The organism is Bacillus sp. FSL M8-0077 (assembly GCF_038050255.1).
Classification (GTDB): domain Bacteria; phylum Bacillota; class Bacilli; order Bacillales; family Bacillaceae; genus Bacillus; species Bacillus altitudinis.
Genome location: NZ_JBBPAF010000001.1, coordinates 2,144,092 through 2,161,919 on the forward strand (window position 1 = coordinate 2,144,092; position 17,828 = coordinate 2,161,919).

The 17,828-nt window shown below is 41.2% G+C and carries 21 protein-coding genes; 1 reads left to right on the top strand and 20 read right to left on the bottom strand.

Annotated features, from left to right (window positions below; genetic code table 11):
• Window positions 1-61: 61 nt before the first annotated feature.
• From panD to NST57_RS10970, 10 genes are all read right to left on the bottom strand, one after another.
• Window positions 62-445 carry an aspartate 1-decarboxylase gene (gene panD, locus NST57_RS10925; protein WP_017359738.1) on the bottom strand — a complete coding sequence of 128 codons (384 nt, stop codon included), beginning with the start codon at window positions 443-445 and terminating at the stop codon, window positions 62-64.
• Complete coding sequence (panC, locus tag NST57_RS10930) at window positions 438-1,304, bottom strand: pantoate--beta-alanine ligase (RefSeq protein WP_341298552.1); 867 nt, start codon at window positions 1,302-1,304, stop codon at window positions 438-440. Before panC ends, panD begins: the two co-directional genes overlap by 8 nt.
• Window positions 1,301-2,140 (bottom strand): 3-methyl-2-oxobutanoate hydroxymethyltransferase, encoded by an 840-nt coding sequence (gene panB / locus NST57_RS10935; protein WP_017367493.1) that lies wholly within the window; start codon window positions 2,138-2,140, stop codon window positions 1,301-1,303. The genes panC and panB overlap by 4 nt, the downstream gene beginning before the upstream one ends.
• A gap of 199 nt (window positions 2,141-2,339) precedes the next feature.
• Window positions 2,340-3,323 (bottom strand): biotin--[acetyl-CoA-carboxylase] ligase, encoded by a 984-nt coding sequence (locus NST57_RS10940; RefSeq protein ID WP_142155361.1) that lies wholly within the window; start codon window positions 3,321-3,323, stop codon window positions 2,340-2,342.
• Window positions 3,296-4,498 carry a CCA tRNA nucleotidyltransferase gene (locus tag NST57_RS10945; RefSeq protein ID WP_142155362.1) on the bottom strand — a complete coding sequence of 401 codons (1,203 nt, stop codon included), beginning with the start codon at window positions 4,496-4,498 and terminating at the stop codon, window positions 3,296-3,298. Before NST57_RS10945 ends, NST57_RS10940 begins: the two co-directional genes overlap by 28 nt.
• Window positions 4,491-5,636 carry an N-acetyl-alpha-D-glucosaminyl L-malate synthase BshA gene (gene bshA / locus NST57_RS10950; protein ID WP_341298553.1) on the bottom strand — a complete coding sequence of 382 codons (1,146 nt, stop codon included), beginning with the start codon at window positions 5,634-5,636 and terminating at the stop codon, window positions 4,491-4,493. The genes NST57_RS10945 and bshA overlap by 8 nt, the downstream gene beginning before the upstream one ends.
• A 2-nt stretch (window positions 5,637-5,638) precedes the next feature.
• Entirely contained in the window at window positions 5,639-6,343 is a 705-nt protein-coding gene (gene bshB1, locus NST57_RS10955; protein WP_142155364.1) for a bacillithiol biosynthesis deacetylase BshB1, read from the bottom strand.
• Complete coding sequence (mgsA, locus tag NST57_RS10960; protein ID WP_008344580.1) at window positions 6,330-6,749, bottom strand: methylglyoxal synthase; 420 nt, start codon at window positions 6,747-6,749, stop codon at window positions 6,330-6,332. The genes bshB1 and mgsA overlap by 14 nt, the downstream gene beginning before the upstream one ends.
• 17 nt (window positions 6,750-6,766) lie before the next feature.
• Window positions 6,767-7,570: a 4-hydroxy-tetrahydrodipicolinate reductase gene (gene dapB / locus NST57_RS10965; RefSeq protein ID WP_017359745.1), complete on the bottom strand. Its 804-nt coding sequence runs from the start codon at window positions 7,568-7,570 to the stop codon at window positions 6,767-6,769.
• 5 nt (window positions 7,571-7,575) lie between these two features.
• On the bottom strand, window positions 7,576-7,911 hold the full coding sequence (locus NST57_RS10970; RefSeq protein WP_003215805.1) for a nucleotide pyrophosphohydrolase: 336 nt from the start codon (window positions 7,909-7,911) through the stop codon (window positions 7,576-7,578).
• 137 nt (window positions 7,912-8,048) lie between these two features.
• On the opposite strand from NST57_RS10970, the gene NST57_RS10975 reads away from it, so the two are divergent.
• On the top strand, window positions 8,049-8,921 hold the full coding sequence (locus NST57_RS10975) for a YitT family protein (protein ID WP_003215598.1): 873 nt from the start codon (window positions 8,049-8,051) through the stop codon (window positions 8,919-8,921).
• A 30-nt stretch (window positions 8,922-8,951) separates the two neighbouring features.
• Here NST57_RS10975 and ypjB read toward each other — a convergent pair whose 3' ends face one another.
• From ypjB to NST57_RS11025, 10 genes are all read right to left on the bottom strand, one after another.
• Complete coding sequence (gene ypjB / locus NST57_RS10980) at window positions 8,952-9,758, bottom strand: sporulation protein YpjB (protein ID WP_341298554.1); 807 nt, start codon at window positions 9,756-9,758, stop codon at window positions 8,952-8,954.
• Between the two features lie 65 nt (window positions 9,759-9,823).
• Window positions 9,824-10,417, bottom strand: coding sequence for a DUF1405 domain-containing protein (locus NST57_RS10985; RefSeq protein ID WP_341298555.1), 594 nt, complete (start codon window positions 10,415-10,417; stop codon window positions 9,824-9,826).
• A gap of 102 nt (window positions 10,418-10,519) precedes the next feature.
• Window positions 10,520-11,287, bottom strand: a complete 768-nt coding sequence (locus NST57_RS10990) for a menaquinol-cytochrome c reductase cytochrome b/c subunit (RefSeq protein WP_008344567.1) — start codon at window positions 11,285-11,287, stop codon at window positions 10,520-10,522.
• A 41-nt stretch (window positions 11,288-11,328) separates the two neighbouring features.
• Window positions 11,329-12,003, bottom strand: coding sequence for a menaquinol-cytochrome c reductase cytochrome b subunit (gene qcrB, locus NST57_RS10995; RefSeq protein ID WP_003215804.1), 675 nt, complete (start codon window positions 12,001-12,003; stop codon window positions 11,329-11,331).
• Between the two features lie 2 nt (window positions 12,004-12,005).
• A complete protein-coding gene (locus NST57_RS11000; protein ID WP_007500911.1) occupies window positions 12,006-12,512 on the bottom strand; it encodes a ubiquinol-cytochrome c reductase iron-sulfur subunit in 507 nt (168 codons plus the stop codon).
• Window positions 12,513-12,656: 144 nt separating this feature from the next.
• Window positions 12,657-13,103 carry a YpiF family protein gene (locus tag NST57_RS11005; protein WP_341298556.1) on the bottom strand — a complete coding sequence of 149 codons (447 nt, stop codon included), beginning with the start codon at window positions 13,101-13,103 and terminating at the stop codon, window positions 12,657-12,659.
• Between the two features lie 61 nt (window positions 13,104-13,164).
• Window positions 13,165-13,704, bottom strand: coding sequence for a ReoY family proteolytic degradation factor (locus NST57_RS11010; RefSeq protein WP_008344562.1), 540 nt, complete (start codon window positions 13,702-13,704; stop codon window positions 13,165-13,167).
• A 76-nt stretch (window positions 13,705-13,780) separates the two neighbouring features.
• Complete coding sequence (locus NST57_RS11015; RefSeq protein WP_341298557.1) at window positions 13,781-15,052, bottom strand: tetratricopeptide repeat protein; 1,272 nt, start codon at window positions 15,050-15,052, stop codon at window positions 13,781-13,783.
• A gap of 289 nt (window positions 15,053-15,341) precedes the next feature.
• Window positions 15,342-16,628 (bottom strand): 3-phosphoshikimate 1-carboxyvinyltransferase, encoded by a 1,287-nt coding sequence (gene aroA, locus NST57_RS11020; protein ID WP_142155369.1) that lies wholly within the window; start codon window positions 16,626-16,628, stop codon window positions 15,342-15,344.
• Between the two features lie 10 nt (window positions 16,629-16,638).
• On the bottom strand, window positions 16,639-17,754 hold the full coding sequence (locus NST57_RS11025; protein WP_341298558.1) for a prephenate dehydrogenase: 1,116 nt from the start codon (window positions 17,752-17,754) through the stop codon (window positions 16,639-16,641).
• Window positions 17,755-17,828 lie beyond the last annotated feature (74 nt).

Below are 17,828 nucleotides of genomic sequence, written 5' to 3' on the forward strand. Positions count from 1 at the left end.
TATAGCTGAAACAGAACAGCTTCCTTTTGATGAAACTGTTCTGTTTCCATGTGAGCGTGCGTTATAAAATCGTTCTCGCAGGCTCTTGCCCAATCATTTGTTCAATTTGATTTTGTTTATTCAACACGACCACTTTAGGTGTGTGTGATTTCGCTTCTTCCTCTGACAACATCCCATAAGCGATAATAATGACTTCATCTCCTGGCTGAACTAATCTTGCTGCCGCACCGTTTAAACAAATGACACCGCTCTTTCTTTCTCCAGGGATGATATATGTTTCAAGTCTAGCGCCATTGTGATTATTGACAATTTGCACTTTTTCATTTGCCATCATGCCTGCCGCATCAAGCAAATCTTCGTCGATGGTAATACTGCCTACATAGTGTAAGTTTGCTTCAGTCACTGTCGCTTTATGAAGTTTCGAGGTCATAAAAGTTCTATACATGTTTTTCACCGCTTTCAGGAACATGGAAAATCACATTATCAATCAGTCTTGCCCGGGAGAACTTCACAGCAATGGCAATGATCACTTGGCCCGTTAAGTGCTGAAGGGGTTCAAGCTCTGGGTAGGAGTAAATGTCAATATAATCGATTTCTCCACTCGTTTGAAGAATCTCCTCTTCCACTAATTGATAAATACGATTTACATCATGTTCACCCTTTTCTACAGCTGTCTGTCCTTTTTTTAATGCCCGATATAAAGCAGGTGCTTCTTGCCTTTCTGTTTCAGACAAATACACGTTTCTTGAGCTTTTCGCTAAACCGTCTTCTTCTCGAACAGTTGGAACAGACACAAGGTGAAGATCAAAAAAGAAATCTTTGATCATCGCATCGATAACTGCGACTTGCTGTGCATCCTTTAGACCAAAGTATACATTGGTTGGTGCGACAAGGTGAAACAGCTTTGTCAGCACCGTGACAACGCCGTCGAAGTGTCCTGGGCGTTTCTTCCCGCATAAGACGTCTGTACGCTTTTGAACAGTCATCGTAATCGATGGCTCATCTTTGTACATTTCCTTCACATCAGGTGTAAATAATATATCTACTCCAGCTTCTTCAGCAAGACGCTGGTCTCTTTTCATATCTCTTGGATAGGATTCAAAGTCTTCGTTCGGTCCAAATTGCAATGGATTGACAAAGATGCTCATCACCACAATGTCATTTTGATCTCTTGCTTCTTTTGCAAGCGTAAGATGTCCTTCATGAAGGAAACCCATTGTAGGGACAAATCCAACGGATTGCTGCTTCTTTTGATGCTGCTTCATCATTTCTTTTAATTCATGAATATGGGAGACAACTTTCATTCCTTAGTCCCCCCATATAAACCATCAAGGACTTCTTCTTTCATATGAAAAGTATGAGCATCCTCTGGGAATGTGCGTGCTTTTACTTCTTTTGTATATTGTATGAGCGCTTCTTCTAATACAGCATCGATTTGCGCGTATTGTTTCACAAATTTAGGTGTTCTAGACACGCCGTACCCTACCACATCATGGTAAACGAGAACTTGTCCATCTGCTTCAGCCCCTGCCCCAATTCCGATCACAGGAATCTTTAGCATGTCAGTAATCCGTTTAGTCAGTTCACCAGGTACACACTCTAACACAAGGGCGATGGCACCTGCTTCCTCACATTTCAGACTATCTTCAATCAATTTCTGTGCACTCTCTTTGTCTTTTCCTTGCACTTTATAGCCGCCAAGGACACCGACTGATTGAGGGGTGAGCCCTAAATGGCTTACAACAGGAATGCCGCCTCTTGTAAGTGCTTGAATGGATTCAAATACTCCGTCTCCACCTTCAAGCTTTAAGGCATCAGCACCGCTTTCTTGCATAATGCGTGCTGCATTTTTCATCGTTTCTTCTAATGAATAATGATAAGACATAAATGGCATATCCGTCACAACAAATGTGTCTTTTGCGCCTCTTTTGACTGCTTTTGTGTGATGAATCATATCATCCATCGTCACTTGCACTGTGGAATCAAGTCCAAGGACAACCATCCCAAGTGAGTCACCAACTAAGATCATGTCGACTTCCGCTTTTTCCGCTTGCTTTGCAGCTGGATAGTCGTATGCTGTCAGCATCACAATAGGTTCGTTTTGTTCTTTCATTTTGAAAAAATCTAACTTTGTCTTCATTTGTTCCTCCTCATTCTGGAGAGGAGATGGCTTGTCTGATTTCACACGCTTTTATCTCTCATGTGCAGACGAATCATCCCTCTGTCCAAGTCCCTTAGGATCAAGGCAGAAATTTATCGAATTTTTCTTCCTAACAGGTACAGTTCTTTTACAGATACTGCCCACACGAAGTATATCAAAAATGTGCCGGGTGTTCCACTTAAGTTGACTTGATCTCAATGTCAGCGGAGTAGATGTTTTGGATTCCGCCCTCCGTTTCAAGTAAAAGAACGCCTTCATCATTAATCCCAAGCGCCGTTCCAGCATATTGTCCATTGACGGTACGCGCGACGATACGCTTACCGATGGTCATCGCAAACGATTCCCATAATTGTTTGATCGGTGCAAATCCATATTCCATATATTCATCATACCTTTTTTCAAAGGTGGACATGATGGTTTGAATCAGTGCCGCTCTGTCTACCTTTTCACCCAGCTCCATTCGCAAACTCGTCGCAACATCCTTTAATTCATCAGGAAAATCATTTGCCGTCTGATTCACATTAATGCCTGGGCCAATAATGACTGCGTGAACTTGGTCAGCTTCTGCTTTTAATTCAGTCAAAATACCAACGACCTTTTTTCCGTTTAGCAAAATATCGTTTGGCCATTTGATCGATGGACTGAGACCCGTTTGCTGCGCTATGGCTTCAGCGATCGCGACAGATGCTAAAAGCGTCATTTGCGGCGCTTTGTGCAGCGGTATTTCTGGCCGGAGAATCAAACTCATCCATATGCCTGTCCCATTTGGTGAGTGCCACGTTCTTTGAAGGCGTCCTTTTCCGTTTGTCTGATGATCACTGACAACAAGCGAGCCGTGCGGGGCTCCTTTATTGACGAGGTCATGGGCAATGAGCTGAGTTGAGGCGACTTCTTCTTGAAAATAAATATGCCTGCCAAACAGCTCTGTTTCCAAACCAAACAGAATTTCGTCTTCACTAATTTTGTCCGGTTTACGAAGCAGCCGGTATCCTTTTCTTCTGACCGCTTCGACCTCATATCCCTCTTTTCGCAAATCCTCTATATGCTTCCATACTGCCGTTCGGGAGCAGCCAAGCTCATCACATATTTGCTGGCTTGAGACAAAATCTTGCTCAGATGCTGTAAATAGTTCAATTAATCGTTTTCTAATCGCTGATCGCACGCTATGAGCCACTCCTCTATGGCTTCTTTTCGGTTTTCAAGCTGGTTTTGCAAAACGGCTTTTTTCACAGAAGCAAGCTCTTCTGCAATCCATTTACCAGCTGGCTTTTGACGAAAGGCCATCAAATCTTTTCCTGACACTGCAAGGTCTTGAAGCTGTTTAATCGGTAGCGCATCATATGAACGTTTCGCCGCCTCCAGCTCATCAAAGAAAATGCGACGCTCATGTTTGAGCTGTGTGATTTTCATACTAGAAAGCAGGACATGTTCACCCGCTTCAAACATTTTTTCCACATCCCAGTCACAATCAACATATTTGCTAATGGCAACGGCTTCTTTTAAAAGTTTCGTTGATAACTTCCATTCTTTTAAAAAGGACACCGCCTCCGCCTCATCTAGTCCAAGCAAATGGACAAAGGCTCCCCACACCTCATCTAACCCATCCAATAAATAATACGGGAAAGCTTGGAACGTTTCATTCACCTGATCCTTTTTGAGGCCCGGCAATTCTTCATACAATTTGGTGGAGATGAGCACCTTAATGGCTTGCTCACAGAAGCGGCCTTTTAAAAGTTTTTCCATTTCAATCTTTTTGCGTTCAACAGATATGTTGGCAAGCAGATGTTTATCTTTTTTCATTGCTTCTTCTGTCTCTTTAGAAAGCTCAAATCCAAGCTGGCTTAAAAAACGCACCGCTCTCATCATCCGTAGCGCATCTTCTTGAAAGCGGCACGCAGGATCTCCAACCGTTTGAATTCGTCTCCGCTTAATATCCCGTTTGCCGCCTACATGGTCAATCATGTCACCATGAATATCCATGGCTAATGCATTGATCGTTAAATCTCTTCTTAAAAGATCTTCTTTTAGTGATGAAATAAACGCCACTTCTTTAGGCCGGCGAAAGTCTTCATATTCTGATTCAGTCCGAAACGTAGTGACCTCATAGCTGATCCCGTCAAGTAAAACAATGACAGTGCCATGCTCTTTGCCGACATCTACTGTTTTATCAAATAAAGACTCCACCACATCAGGTGTGGCATCTGTCGCAATATCGATATCCCCAATTTCCCTGCCTAAAAGGACATCTCTCACCGCACCGCCGACAAAATAAGCTTGATACCCATGTTCGTGCAGCGTATGTAAAATAGGGATTGCATGTGTGAATGGTTCATTCATCTTCAACATCACCTTCGATCAATTCTAAGTAAAGCTTTTCATACTCTCTCACAATTTTGTCAGAAGAGAAATTGGCTTCAACACTAGTCTTGGCTGCCATCGATATTTGCTTATGGAGCGCATTGTCTTTCAGAATAGAGATGGCATGTTTCGCTGCTCCATCTACATCACCAAGCGGAACAAGGAATCCTGTCTCTCCATGTGCAATGACCTCTGGAATTCCTCCAACGTCTGTTCCTATACAAGGTACTCCGCATGCCATTGCTTCAAGTAGTACAAGACCAAAACTCTCTTTCTCAGAAAGTAGCAGCTTCAAATCACTAATCGAATAGAGCTCCTCCACTTTCTCTTGCTTTCCTAAAAATAACACGCGGTCCGTTAATCCAAGCTTTTTCACAAGTTCGCAAACAACCGATTTTTCAGGGCCGTCCCCAATAAGCAGCAGTTTTGCATTCACCTGTTCAGAAATCTGTTTAAACACATGGATTACGTCATGCACCCGCTTCACTTTACGGAAATTTGATACATGGATGACGACCTTCTCATCCTGCAGAAGACCATAATGCGTCTTCAGCACTTCGTGATCTTCACGCAAATAAACGCGCTCATCGACGAAATTATGGATCGTATCAATCTTTTTATTCGGTTTAATTAGATCGTATGTCTGCGCAGCCAATGAATGTGATACAGCCGTTACGCGGTCAGATGATTCGATCGCAAACCGGATGACTTCCTTTAAAGATGGATCATAGCCTAAAACCGTAATATCCGTCCCGTGAAGCGTGGTGACGACTTTCACAGACTGTCCAGTCATTTGTTTGGCTAAGAACGCACAGACGGCGTGAGGGACCGCATAATGCGCATGAATAATATCAAGCTTCTCTCGTTTTGCCACTTCTGCGAGTTTACTTGCCAGTGCAAGGTCATAAGGCGGATATTGAAACACAGCATATTGATTGACATCCACCTCATGAAAATAAATATTCGGATACACTTTATTGAGTCTAAACGGAATACTCGAGGTAATGAAATGAACATCGTGCCCTTTTTCAGCTAAACGTTTTCCAAGCTCTGTGGCAATAATGCCCGATCCGCCAACACTTGGATAACAAGTGATTCCGATCTTCAATTTTTTCATAATTACCCCCCAAGTAAGTCATCGTCCATCAAAAGTGGCTTCTTTGTCAGAAACCCTTCTGCAAAAGCTTTATTGACTTCCCTTCCATACATCGACTCTCTCATTTTGACAAAATCAATATAACCATTTACAAGCGGTGTCTCCACTGAACTCTCTGTTTTGACAAATTGGCTTTTATACGCATGTAAGCTATCAATTTTTTGATTCATCTCGTCTGAAATATCGATCACAAAATCTGGACGATGATGGCCGTTAATCATGTAATAATACATCTGGCTTATTTTATGCGCTGGCTGCTTGTATGAATCTTCAAATTTATGTATACCTGCAGAAAAAGCGGCCTCTTCAACAAGTGAACCCGCATGACCATGATCAGGATGCCGATCTTGGTGGTGCGGGGCAAAAATAAGTCTCGGTTTGTATGTTCGGATGACACCTGCAATTTCTTTCATCGCTTCGTCATTGAGATAAAGTCCTCTATCTGGCAGCGTGAGCTGGATTCGAGTCGTGACGCCTAAAATGGCAGCGGCTGCTCTGGCCTCTTCTTTTCGGCTTTCAACCGTTCCATTTGAAGATAATTCAGCCTGAGTCAAGTCACAAATCCCAACACGTGCCCCTTTTTTTACGTATTTTGCAATCGTGCCACCCATACCGATCTCTACATCATCGCTATGGGCACCGAATGCAAGGATATCAAGTGGTTTCATGCGTTCCTCCGTTTTTTGCTACATCTCGAAAATCAAACGTACCTTTATTTAAATTCCTGACTAAAATTTCGGCAGTCCCCATATTGGTCGCTAATGGAATGGCATACACATCACAAAGCCGGATGAGTGCAGATACATCCGGTTCATGCGGCTGTGCAGTGAGAGGGTCTCTAAAAAAGAGCACAAGATCCATTGCATTATCAGCAATCATGGCACCAATCTGCTGATCTCCTCCAAGTGGTCCTGATTGGAAACGATGAACGGGAAGCCCAGTCGCTTCTTTCACTCTTAAACCTGTTGTTCCTGTTGCATAAAGTGTATGATCTGCCAAAAGATCTCGATACGCAATGGCGAATTGAATCATGTCACTTTTTTTCTTATCGTGAGCGATTAAAGCAATGTTCATCAGGGGTCCACTCCTTATTAGTCGATAATATTTTCTAAGCCATAGACGAGTTGATCAATATGCATCACCTGTTCAACAGAAAGCTTCACACCTGACATAAAGGATGCACGGTTATAAGAATCATGACGGATCGTGAGCGTCTGTCCGTCCATTCCAAACAGCACTTCTTGATGTGCAATCATGCCTGGAAGTCTTACGCTGTGAAGGCGGATGCCATCATAATCTGCTCCTCGTGCACCTTCGATTAGTTCTTTTTCTTCAGGGTGCCCCTGCTTTTTGCTTTCTCTTACTTCTGCGATCATTTCAGCTGTTTTTAGTCCTGTACCGCTCGGAGCGTCCAATTTTTTATCATGATGAAGCTCAATGATTTCAACATCAGGAAAATAATTTGCTGCCATTTTGGCAAACTTCATCATTAAAACAGCACCAACAGCAAAGTTAGGCGCAATAATACAGCCTATCCCTTTTTCTTCTGTTAATTGCTGAAGTTCTTTTAGGTCGTCTTCTGAAAAACCTGTTGTGCCTACGACTGGACGTACGCCATGTTCAAGGGCTTTTTTTGTATGTACTTTCCCGATTTCTGGGGTCGTCAAATCAATTAATACATCTGGTGCTGTTTCTGAAAGACACACGTCAATATCCGTATAAATGGGCGCATCAGATGTTGTATGAAGCACATCAGATAGCTTTTTCCCCTCATGTGTGTGATCAAGTGCTGCTACCAGTTCAAAATGGCTTGTTTCTTCTGCCAGCTTGACAGCCTCTATCCCCATTCTTCCTCTTGCTCCAGCGATTACGACTTTGATGGTTTGATTCGTCATCTTCTCTACTTCCCTTCTTTTTTCGTCCAGCGGTCTTTGTCTCTTGTATTGAATTTATGCATCACACGATCATGGGCTTCCTCTAGTGATATATCTAATGAATTAGCGAGACATGTTAACACAAATAAAACATCGCCAATTTCTTCTTCCATACTTTTTTCTGTTTCCGTTGTTTTTTTCGGCTTTTCTCCATAGTAATGGTTAACCTCTCTTGCCAGCTCACCTAATTCTTCTGTCAGACGGGCCATCATGGCAAGCGGGCTGAAATAGCCTTCTTTAAATTGTCCTATGTAATCATCTACTTCTTGCTGCACGTGACGCAGCGTTTTTTCATTCGTCATGAAGCTCATCCTCCTATCCATCTCTTACATGTTAGCGAAATCATAAATATTTGACAAATGTTTTAAACTCAGTTTGCTTGTTTCTCTTCCATACCATATAATATTATCGCTGTCTAAGCAAAAAAAGGAGTGATCTTTTGCTAAAAGAAATTCGTCTTAAAAATATCGTATTTATTTTAATAGGATCTGCGATTTTTTCTTTCGGCCTTGTTCATTTTAATATGCAGAACAACTTGGCGGAAGGCGGATTTACAGGTATCACACTGCTTTTATATTTTCTATTTCACATTGATCCATCTATTTCAAACCTTGTGTTAAACATTCCGATCTTTTTTATCGGCTGGAAAATGCTTGGCAGAACCATGTTTACATATACAATTGTAGGAACCGTCAGTCTTTCTGTCTTTCTAGCCATCTTCCAGCGCTTTCAAATACATATGCCTCTTCAGCACGATTTAGCCTTAGCCGCACTCTTTGCAGGTGTGTTTATCGGAACAGGCCTCGGGATCATCTTTAAATTCGGTGGGACAACAGGCGGCGTTGACATTATTGCAAGACTGATCAACAAACATTACCAAGTCGCAATGGGACGAACGATGTTTATCTTCGACGCGTGCGTCATTACTATCTCTCTCACCTATTTAAATTACAAAGAAGCCATGTATACACTTGTGGCCGTATTTGTTGCTGCAAAAGTCATCGACTTCATGCAAGAAGGCGCTTACGCTGCCAAAGGAGCGATGATTATTTCTGAGAAGGATGACATCATTCAAAAGAAAATCACAGAGGAAATGGAGCGCGGAGTGACCATTTTAAAGGGAGTCGGCTCCTATACGAAACAGGAACGCAACGTCCTTTACTGCGTCGTTCCAAAAAATGAACTTGTCCACCTCAAGAGCGTCGTAACTTCAGTCGATCCTCATGCATTTGTATCCGTGAGTGACGTGCATGACGTACTTGGTGAAGGCTTCACATTAGATGAACATAAAAAGCCGCTCAATCCCCACTAAAAAAGAAGCCCGATAACGGTGCTTCTTTTTTTATGACTTTGGATAATCGGCTTGTCTCTTTTGCCTTTTTTCTTTTTCAGCACGGTATTTCCTAAAACCAACATACGTTAAAGTGAGTAAAATCATACTTCCTGTTGTTAAAATGACCCATAAAAGCGATGGATCCGCTTCATCTTGATCAACGTTCGCAAACACACTTGATAAATCTTCTTCGAGTTTCGTGAGACGCTCAAGCTTTGTCCCACTCGATGCTTTTAAAAATTCACCTTGTTCAATTACTTCCATGTGCTGCTTAATCGTTTGCAGCTTTTCAGGCGAGATATCAATGGTTAAACTCGGATAAATCATATCATACAATGAAACCAGCTCATTCCAAGTTTCATAGAACGTCGTCGATTCTGGATCTTTTACTTCTTTCTTTAATGTCGGAAAAGACCCCATAATCGGCTTCTCGAGAGATCCCCAAAGAGGTTCTGAATTTGATTGTATCGCATCGAGAAGCATTCTAAACTGAGAGGCATACCGAAGTTTTTCGCGCTCATTTAAGTCTTCCTGCGGGAGTCCTTTAATGATATCTTGATAGCCAAGTGTAATTTGCCGAACCTGCGTATTCGTCAGAGTTCCACGCCAATTCTCAGCTTTAAATGTCTTTTCAGCATACAATGCAACTTGTAATGCCTCATCATATTTAGCTTGTCTCGTTAATTGAAAGATTGAATCTGATAGTTCCGTTAATTCTTGCAGCGCTTTAGCAGCTGTTGTTTCCTCACCTTTTGCAGCAGCTGGATGCAAGACAAGAAATAATAATAGAATCATCGCGATTGACTTTCGTTTCATGCAAGTCCCTCCTAGCCTTTCTCCATACAGCGTATGAAGAAAAGGACAAGGTTAGACCAACATTGTTAAGGGAGTTCAAGCTTGACCGATTTTTTCGAGATGACAAGATAATACGAAACAAGAAGAACGGCAATACTTAACCAAAACGTCACGTAGCCGATCTCATTTGAATAGGCAGAAAGCATAGAATAACGCGGCATCATTCCAAATACATAATCAATCACATCATTATGTAAAATCCATATGCCTGCTACAACCAAATGACGCATGTGAAAACGATAATACGGCACAAATAACACAGCCTGTACTGCCATCGCAAAGTGCGAACCAATTAGCATATATCCTTCCCACGGAAAATCATCAACAGAAACGAGCACGAAAAGATTCATCCCTACAGCCCATAATCCATATTTGATCAAGGTGACAAGGGCCAGTGCTTCAAAATAAGGAACATGGCGTTTCATTAGAAAGGCTAGTAATACAAATAAAAAGAAAAAGCTTGCCGTCGGACTGTCTGGAACAAAAGGTAAAAAGATAGCCGGCGTCTCAACGAGCTGCGGGATATACCAGTAGTAGCCGTACACAGTACCAAGAAAGTTGACAATGAGCACCAGCACAAGCATGTAGCGTGTGGCTAGCAGATATTGAATCCATCTCATATTTCTCTTCACTCACGATCTGTTAAAATCAGAAAAAAGCTGACAGCGCCAGCTTTTTTCTCCTTTTGAGTATATCCTTGTACTTGCATTTAAACAACTGAATTATTTAGATTTGACCTCAGATAAATATTTCGAGAGCTTTTCAAGTTCTTCATCGCTGCCTTTAAAAATGCCCTTAGGCATGTTGCCTTTTCCTTCTACAGCGATTTTCGCAATTTCCTCTGGTGCTAAACCATTGTCAACAAGTGACGGTCCAGCTGCCCCGCCTTGCATATTATCTCCGTGACAGGAGATACATGTCTGCTCTTGATAAATTTTATACTCTTCAGCTGAGGTATCAATCTCTGCTTCTTTCTTAATTTCACCTTGCTTCGCAGCTGCTTCCCAGTCATGAGTAGCAACAGACTCCCATGTTAAATAGGTTGCTGCACCAACTGCAAGAATCATCATTCCAACTGCAATTGGTCTTCGATATGGCCTGCGTTCAGGACCAGAATCAAGAAATGGTGCGAGTAAAAGAGCACCAAACGCAATTCCAGGCATAATCATTGCGCCAACCACCGTATAGCTCCCTGCAGCAAACTCATATTTTAACAACTGGTACAAAAATAGAAAATACCAGTCTGGCAGCGGAATATAGCCCGTATCTGTCGGATCAGCCATCCGCTCAAGCGGAGGTGCATGAACAACAGTTAGGACAAGAAATCCAATTAAAAAAACAGCACCTACAAGCCATTCCTTTAAAAGAAAGTTCGGCCAAAAGGCTTCGGTTTTTCCCGGATATTCGGAATAGTCTTTAGGTATGTTAGGTTTTCTTTCTGCCGGTATTCTAGAATCTCCGACAAACTTCATCCCTTTTCCCCTATGCAAAGTCATCCCCTCCTCATTGAACATTCATCAAACGCAAAATTTTACAGCGGTCCAGAAATTCCTTGCTTACGAATCATAATAAAGTGGGCAGCCATCAGCCCAAATAATGCCGCTGGCAAGAAAAAGACATGGATAGCGAAAAATCTCGTCAGCGTTTGTGCACCTACAATGTCAGGATGACCTGCAAGCAGCGTTTTAATCTCTTTCCCAATGAAAGGTGTCGCCTCTGCAATTTGAAGACCAACCTTCGTCGCAAACAGCGCCTTCATATCCCACGGTAAAAGATATCCTGTAAAACCAAGTCCAAGCATTACAAAGAAAATGAGCACACCGACAATCCAGTTTAGCTCTCTAGGCTTTTTATACGCCCCTTGGAAAAAGACCCTCAGCGTATGTAAAAACATCATAACAATGACTAGACTCGCACCCCAGTGGTGCATCCCTCTAACAATCTGTCCAAATGCCACTTCATTTTGCAAATAATAGACAGATTCCCATGCGTTTTTAATATCCGGTACATAATACATCGTTAAAAACATGCCCGAAAGGACTTGAATGACCGTCACAAAAAACGTTAAACCGCCAAAACAATACACAAAAGCAGAGAAATGATGTGCTGGATTGACGTGCTCTGGCACTTCATGATCCGCAATGTCTCTCCATATCGGTGTGATGTCCAGCCGCTCATCTACCCAATCGTAAATCTTGTTAAGCATCGTTACCCTTCCCCTTTCGGCACAGCTTTTCCAAGATAGAGGTATCCGTCCTTCACTTGCTGCTTATAATGGTCAAGCGGTGCAAGCGGTGGAGTTCCGGGTACGTTTGTACCATCCTTGTCGTACAGCCCATAATGGCATGGGCAGAAAAATTTGTTTGGATTTTTCGGATCACTGTTCCAGTTCACTGTACATCCCAAATGTTTACAGATTGGCGATAAAGCGACAATTTCATCCCCTTCTTTGTACACCCATGCAGACCTAGATTCCTTTGACTCATACCATGCATCTACTTGATCAATTTTAAAGTCAAAGCGCTTCGGTTCCTTTGTCAGTTCATCTACACTGACAACTTGAACCATATCCTGATCCTCTGTTCCTTTTAGCACAGGGTCAAGCGCAAAGCGAACCATAGGCATGAGCATTCCAGCGGCCATAAATCCCCCCACGCCGGTCAACGTGTAATTCAAAAATTGACGCCTGGACACTCCATGTCTCTTCTCGCTCATTTTTTTCTCCCCCCCTCAGGTCGTCAGCTACTTTATAACTGAATTAGAAAAAATTTCATAAAACTAGGACACCCTCATAATATATCAATCTATTCACAAGGTCAACAGCCTAAAAAGCTATGTACAATGCAAATGTAAGGGTTTTTATGAAGGGTTCCATTTTTGTAACAAAAAGTTCAAAATTTGTTCTACACTGTCTTGAATGACTTTTTGCTTTAAATTGATCTTTAAATGCTCAAGCGGAACAGACTGTAAAATAAATGCCGATTCACTCACTTCTAACTGGTCTTTCCACTTGTTATCAGATGTGATAAACACAACATGCTGAAAATGTTCTTGCAATGATTGTTTTACTGCAAGTATGTCTTCTTGCTTACGATGATTTACTTCTAAATATGTATGTGGAGGAAAAAGAAACACTCTGCCTTTCAGTTGCCTTTCAAGATCTTCTGCCACAAGCATTGTAAACTCACCTAAAGACACGGTTTGTTTGATATGGCTGGCATTTACCCCAACTAATGGAATGATAGCGGTATCAATGTAATCTTTAGATTGTAAAAAGAGATCCGCGTCCTCCGCCTGAAACTTCATCTAGTTCCCCTCTTTCATCACATAAGCCCTGCCTGTATAGGGCAAGGCTTATTGGCTTGGTTTATGATAATAGGCTTAATTCTTTTGCTAACTTATTAAATGTTTCTTGATCATGACGGTCAAGCGCTTCATCGATTTCTTTCATCAGCCGTTCTTTTTGGAAAGTAGCAATAGAATGCTCTAGCACTTTCTCAGCAAGATCTTTATCTTTTTCATTTTCATAAAGATCTTTAGGAATATGAGGATTTGTTTCAAGTACAGCGGCATATTCCGGCGAACGATATGCAGATCGGAAATTCAATTGAATAAACAAATCTTGCTGTTTATTCAAACGAATATCATGAAATGATTTTTCTGCATCTGTCGTCATGATATTTTCTTTATAAAATCTAAAGGGAACTTCATCCACACAGTGTGTTGACATAATAATTCCCCTTGGGCAAAATTCTGCTTGCTCTACAAAATGAACCTTTTCCATCAAAGAGTCGTGACTCATTAAATAATTTAATATCCAAACACACTCTCTTCGCTTTAACTGATAATGGTTTAAGAACCACCGGATAAATTCCTTCTTTTCATTGACAGAAACAGGGGTCTGCATGTTATTCCCTCCTCTATCGTAAAATTAAATTGCTATACATGAATTATTCAACAAACCAGTTCTTCATTCCTGCAAACTATAAGGAAATTTCGTCTTCAATTCTTAAAATCGTTTCTTCAATTTCTTCATTCGTGCCATCTTTCTGAAGAACTTTTCGTAATAACGGCAAGGCTTCTTTTTGTCTGCCTTCTTCTAAAAGGAACGAAGCATATTCATATAAAAAGTCACGTTCCTCATCAAAATCAGGCAGAGCAAGTTTGAAATACTCAGCGGCTTCATCATATTCTTCTCGTCCGACAGAAGCAGAAGCAGCATACCAATTCCATTTTGGATCTTCTTCCCCAAAACTTTTAACCTCTTTAATCACATCCAGAATTTCATCAAACAGCTCTTCATTTAAATAGATCGCAAGCAGCGTTTGAACCGCTTCAATATATCCTGGATCAAGAGCAAGTGCTTCTTGAAGCAATTTTTTCGCATCTTCCGAATGGCCATTTTTCAAATCAATCTTTGCCCCATATAAATATAACTCTTTGTTATACTCATCCACTTTAATTCCTTCTTTTACTACCTCCAAAGCTTCATGATATAGTCCTTCTTCCTCATAGCTTTTGGCTAAAGGCATATAAAGTGACGAATAAGAAGGATCAATATCTTTTAGCTCAGAAAGCTGCTGAATAGCTGTTTTCGTTCTGCCAGCCCTCATCGCTGTAAATCCGTAGCCAAAAAGTGTATTTGGATCCACATGATCCTTTACAGCCTTTTCATACCATTCAAGGGCATCTTCAAATTCTCCAGCTGTGCTTAATGATTCAGCAAGCCGCTGATATACATTGACTCCGCCAATTTCATTTTGTTGATCGGCCACTTTGTAGAAATAGTCGGCTGCTTTCTTTGAAAGACCTTGAGAAAAATACAATTCCCCTAAAGCAAAATCAATGACGGCTTCATGAGGTAGTAACTCTTTCGCTTTTAAAAGCTTTTGTTCACTGACTTCAAATAGTCCTTGCATTTGATACAAATCTGCCATTAACAATAAACTCTCTGGATACGCATCGTCATTTTCAGGGATCGTTTCTAGGACTGCTATTGCCTTCTCTTCTTCATCAGAGTCTATTAACAGCTCTGCATAAAAACAGGTTAATCCCGTTTCCTCTGGATATAAATCATGTAAATCACTAATGAGATTTCGTGCTTTATCAATATCTCCCCAGTCATAATATAACTGAGCTGCCTGCGCTTTTTCTTCATCATGAAGATGTTTCTCTGCTTGAGCAAGTGTTTGGAGTCCCTTTTCAGTCTCACCCGCCTCAACTAATTTTATGGCTTCTTGTAATGAACTATTCAAATCAAACCGTTCCTTTCTGTTTCCAAAAACCTAAACTGTTGTTACTTCATATCATAATCGACAGCTGCATATCCAGCAAATATGTTGCTCTTTTAACATGAAGCCATTTTTGTGTTTTGAAGACTCTTTTTCAATCAATACTTTACTAAACTGACGATTTGTAAACCGGATACGCTAAAAAATTGTTTTTGAATCAGCAAAATGCTTTTTTTCAAGGTTTCACCTTGAGACAAGCTATGCTATAGTTCTTTCAAATATGCAAAAGGAAAGAAAAAGCCTGAGGAAATCCTCAGACTGTTTGCGTTAAGTATTCAATGTGTTCAAAGAAATTTGGGTAAGATACACGTACTGCATCTGTATCTTCAATCTCGATTGCTTGCTCTGTTATACATGCCGCAATTCCTAACATCATACCAATTCGATGATCTCCGTAGCTTGAGACGACTGCGCCGCCTTTAAGACTGGTTTTACCATGAATCTTCATTCCATCATCTGTTGCTTCAATATGAGCACCTAGCTTTTTAAGTTCTGAAACGACTGTATCAATCCGATTGGTTTCTTTCACTTTTAATTCAGCGGCATCTTTAATGATCGTTGTTCCTTCTGCTTGAGTAGCTAGGAGCGCAATAATAGGAATTTCGTCGATGAGTCTAGAAATCATATCACCTGAAATGTCGATCCCTTTTAATGAAGAGGTAGAGATCGTTAAATCACCGTAAGGTTCTCCGCCTTTAGCATCCACTTCTTGAATGTCGAGGTCTGCACCCATTTGTTTTAGCACATCTATAATACCAGTTCTCGTTTTGTTCAAACCGACATTTCTCAATACAATCCGGCTGTTTGGAACGATAGATCCAGCCACTAGGAAAAATGCAGCTGAAGAAATATCTCCTGGGACAAATACATTTGTTGCTTTTAACGTTTGTCCACCTTCAATTGAAACACTTTGTGCATCTTCATGTAGTGAGACCCCAAACATAGATAACATTCTTTCGGTATGGTCTCTTGATTTATGTGGTTCAGTTAACGTCGTTGTTCCTTCTGCCTGCAGTCCAGCTAAAAGGACAGCCGACTTAATTTGCGCACTTGCAACTGGAGACTCATAAGAGATGGCTTTTAAATTGCCCCCACGTATAGAAAGTGGTGTATACTCGCCATTTGCTCTGCCATCTATCTTGGCTCCTAATTGTCTTAGCGGACCTGTTACCCGTTTCATCGGCCTTTTGGCAATACTTTCGTCACCGATCAGCGTACTGTGGAACTCACAGCCAGCCAAGATTCCCATCATTAAACGAATGGTCGTGCCTGAGTTACCAACATCGAGAATATCGCTCGGCTCTTTAAGTCCTTTTAGTCCCTTGCCATGAATGACAACATCTGTACCTTTTTGTTCGATGTCGACACCCATTTTTCTAAAACAATCAATCGTACTTAAACAATCAGCGCCAGGAAGAAAGTTTTTTACTACTGTAGTCCCGTCAGCAATAGCGCCAAACATCACAGATCTATGAGAAATAGATTTATCTCCTGGAATATGAATTTCTCCATTCATAGGAGCATTTTTATGAATTTTCATGTTCCTCACCTCAATCAGCATAAAATGTATCGTAATTTGCTCTATTTTTTATACAGAGTTCTGCCCGCTTTCGATCATCATCTGTTTGAAAACTAATGCGTAAAATCCCGTTAATGTCTTCTCGTGTTTCAATAATACGGATATTTGTAATACTAATGTTTTCATTTGCTAGATATCCTGTAATTTCCGAAATAACACCAGGATGATCCGGCACATCCACATAAAGGTCATAAAAAGCAGGGATAGCTCCTTTTTTCCTCAGAGGCAGGCCGTCACGATATTCCTTGGCCTCTTGGAAATAAGAGAATAACCCCTCAGCATCTTCTTGTTGCACAAAGGATTCAATGCGGTCAATCTCTTTTTTCCATTCATAAAACCGGTCTAAAATCTTGTTTTTATTGTGCAAAAGGATGTCGCGCCACATTGCAGGATTACTTGATGCAATACGGGTAATATCTCGAAAGCCTCCAGCAGCAAACCGTTTCACAAGAGGAAATTCTTCTTCAAAATGATGTGCTTGATGCACAAGACTGGCAGCGACGATGTGTGGAAAGTGACTAATCACACTTGTCACAGCATCATGTTCTTCGGGTGTCATTTCAATGAAATGAGCATTGGTTCCCTTCAGCAGATCCTTCAAACGGTCAACAGCCTGACGGCTTGTGACTTTTGCTGGCGTTAAAATGTAGAATGCATTTTCAAATAAAAAATCTTTCGCTGCAATGACACCTGATTTATGAGACCCTGCCATCGGATGCCCGCCAATAAATTGGTAATGATCAGGCAGCGTTTTTTCAGCAAAATGAACGACCTTTTGCTTTGTGCTCCCTACATCCGTAATCGTGAGCTCTCTTTCAATTCCAGATACCGCAATATCGTTTAACATTTTGACCGTTTGTTGAACTGGCGTTGCCAAAATAATCGTTGCTGATGCTTTTAAGCCTTCCATAAAGGACTCGGCAGTCGCATCAATGATGCCGAGTTTTGTTGCAGCAATCATTTGTTCTTTTGAGACATCATAGCCTACAATTTTTTTATGAGGAAACTCTTTTTTAATCGACAGTGCAATAGAACCACCAATTAAACCAAGTCCAGCGATTAATATGGTTTCGTTTGCTTCATTCATGTTCATCACCTGATTTTTCGCGAAAATTAAACAAGCTGTTTCAATAGCTTATATGTATATTGGATGAGCTACAA

Coding starts and splice junctions, on each gene's coding strand:
- NST57_RS10970 (WP_003215805.1), bottom strand. CDS start 7,911: ATGACGAATGAAAAAACGCTGCGTCACGTGCAGCAAGAAGTAGATGAT.
- ypjB (WP_341298554.1), bottom strand. CDS start 9,758: ATGAAACGAAAGTCAATCGCGATGATTCTATTATTATTTCTTGTCTTG.
- bshA (WP_341298553.1), bottom strand. CDS start 5,636: ATGAAAAAATTGAAGATCGGAATCACTTGTTATCCAAGTGTTGGCGGA.
- qcrB (WP_003215804.1), bottom strand. CDS start 12,003: ATGCTTAACAAGATTTACGATTGGGTAGATGAGCGGCTGGACATCACA.
- panB (WP_017367493.1), bottom strand. CDS start 2,140: ATGAAGACAAAGTTAGATTTTTTCAAAATGAAAGAACAAAACGAACCT.
- NST57_RS10985 (WP_341298555.1), bottom strand. CDS start 10,417: ATGAGATGGATTCAATATCTGCTAGCCACACGCTACATGCTTGTGCTG.
- NST57_RS11005 (WP_341298556.1), bottom strand. CDS start 13,103: ATGAAGTTTCAGGCGGAGGACGCGGATCTCTTTTTACAATCTAAAGAT.
- aroA (WP_142155369.1), bottom strand. CDS start 16,628: ATGAAAATTCATAAAAATGCTCCTATGAATGGAGAAATTCATATTCCA.
- panD (WP_017359738.1), bottom strand. CDS start 445: ATGTATAGAACTTTTATGACCTCGAAACTTCATAAAGCGACAGTGACT.
- bshB1 (WP_142155364.1), bottom strand. CDS start 6,343: ATGAAACCACTTGATATCCTTGCATTCGGTGCCCATAGCGATGATGTA.
- mgsA (WP_008344580.1), bottom strand. CDS start 6,749: ATGAACATTGCTTTAATCGCTCACGATAAGAAAAAAAGTGACATGATT.
- NST57_RS11025 (WP_341298558.1), bottom strand. CDS start 17,754: ATGAATGAAGCAAACGAAACCATATTAATCGCTGGACTTGGTTTAATT.
- dapB (WP_017359745.1), bottom strand. CDS start 7,570: ATGACGAATCAAACCATCAAAGTCGTAATCGCTGGAGCAAGAGGAAGA.
- NST57_RS11000 (WP_007500911.1), bottom strand. CDS start 12,512: ATGAGCGAGAAGAGACATGGAGTGTCCAGGCGTCAATTTTTGAATTAC.
- panC (WP_341298552.1), bottom strand. CDS start 1,304: ATGAAAGTTGTCTCCCATATTCATGAATTAAAAGAAATGATGAAGCAG.
- NST57_RS11010 (WP_008344562.1), bottom strand. CDS start 13,704: ATGCAGACCCCTGTTTCTGTCAATGAAAAGAAGGAATTTATCCGGTGG.
- NST57_RS10945 (WP_142155362.1), bottom strand. CDS start 4,498: ATGAATGAACCATTCACACATGCAATCCCTATTTTACATACGCTGCAC.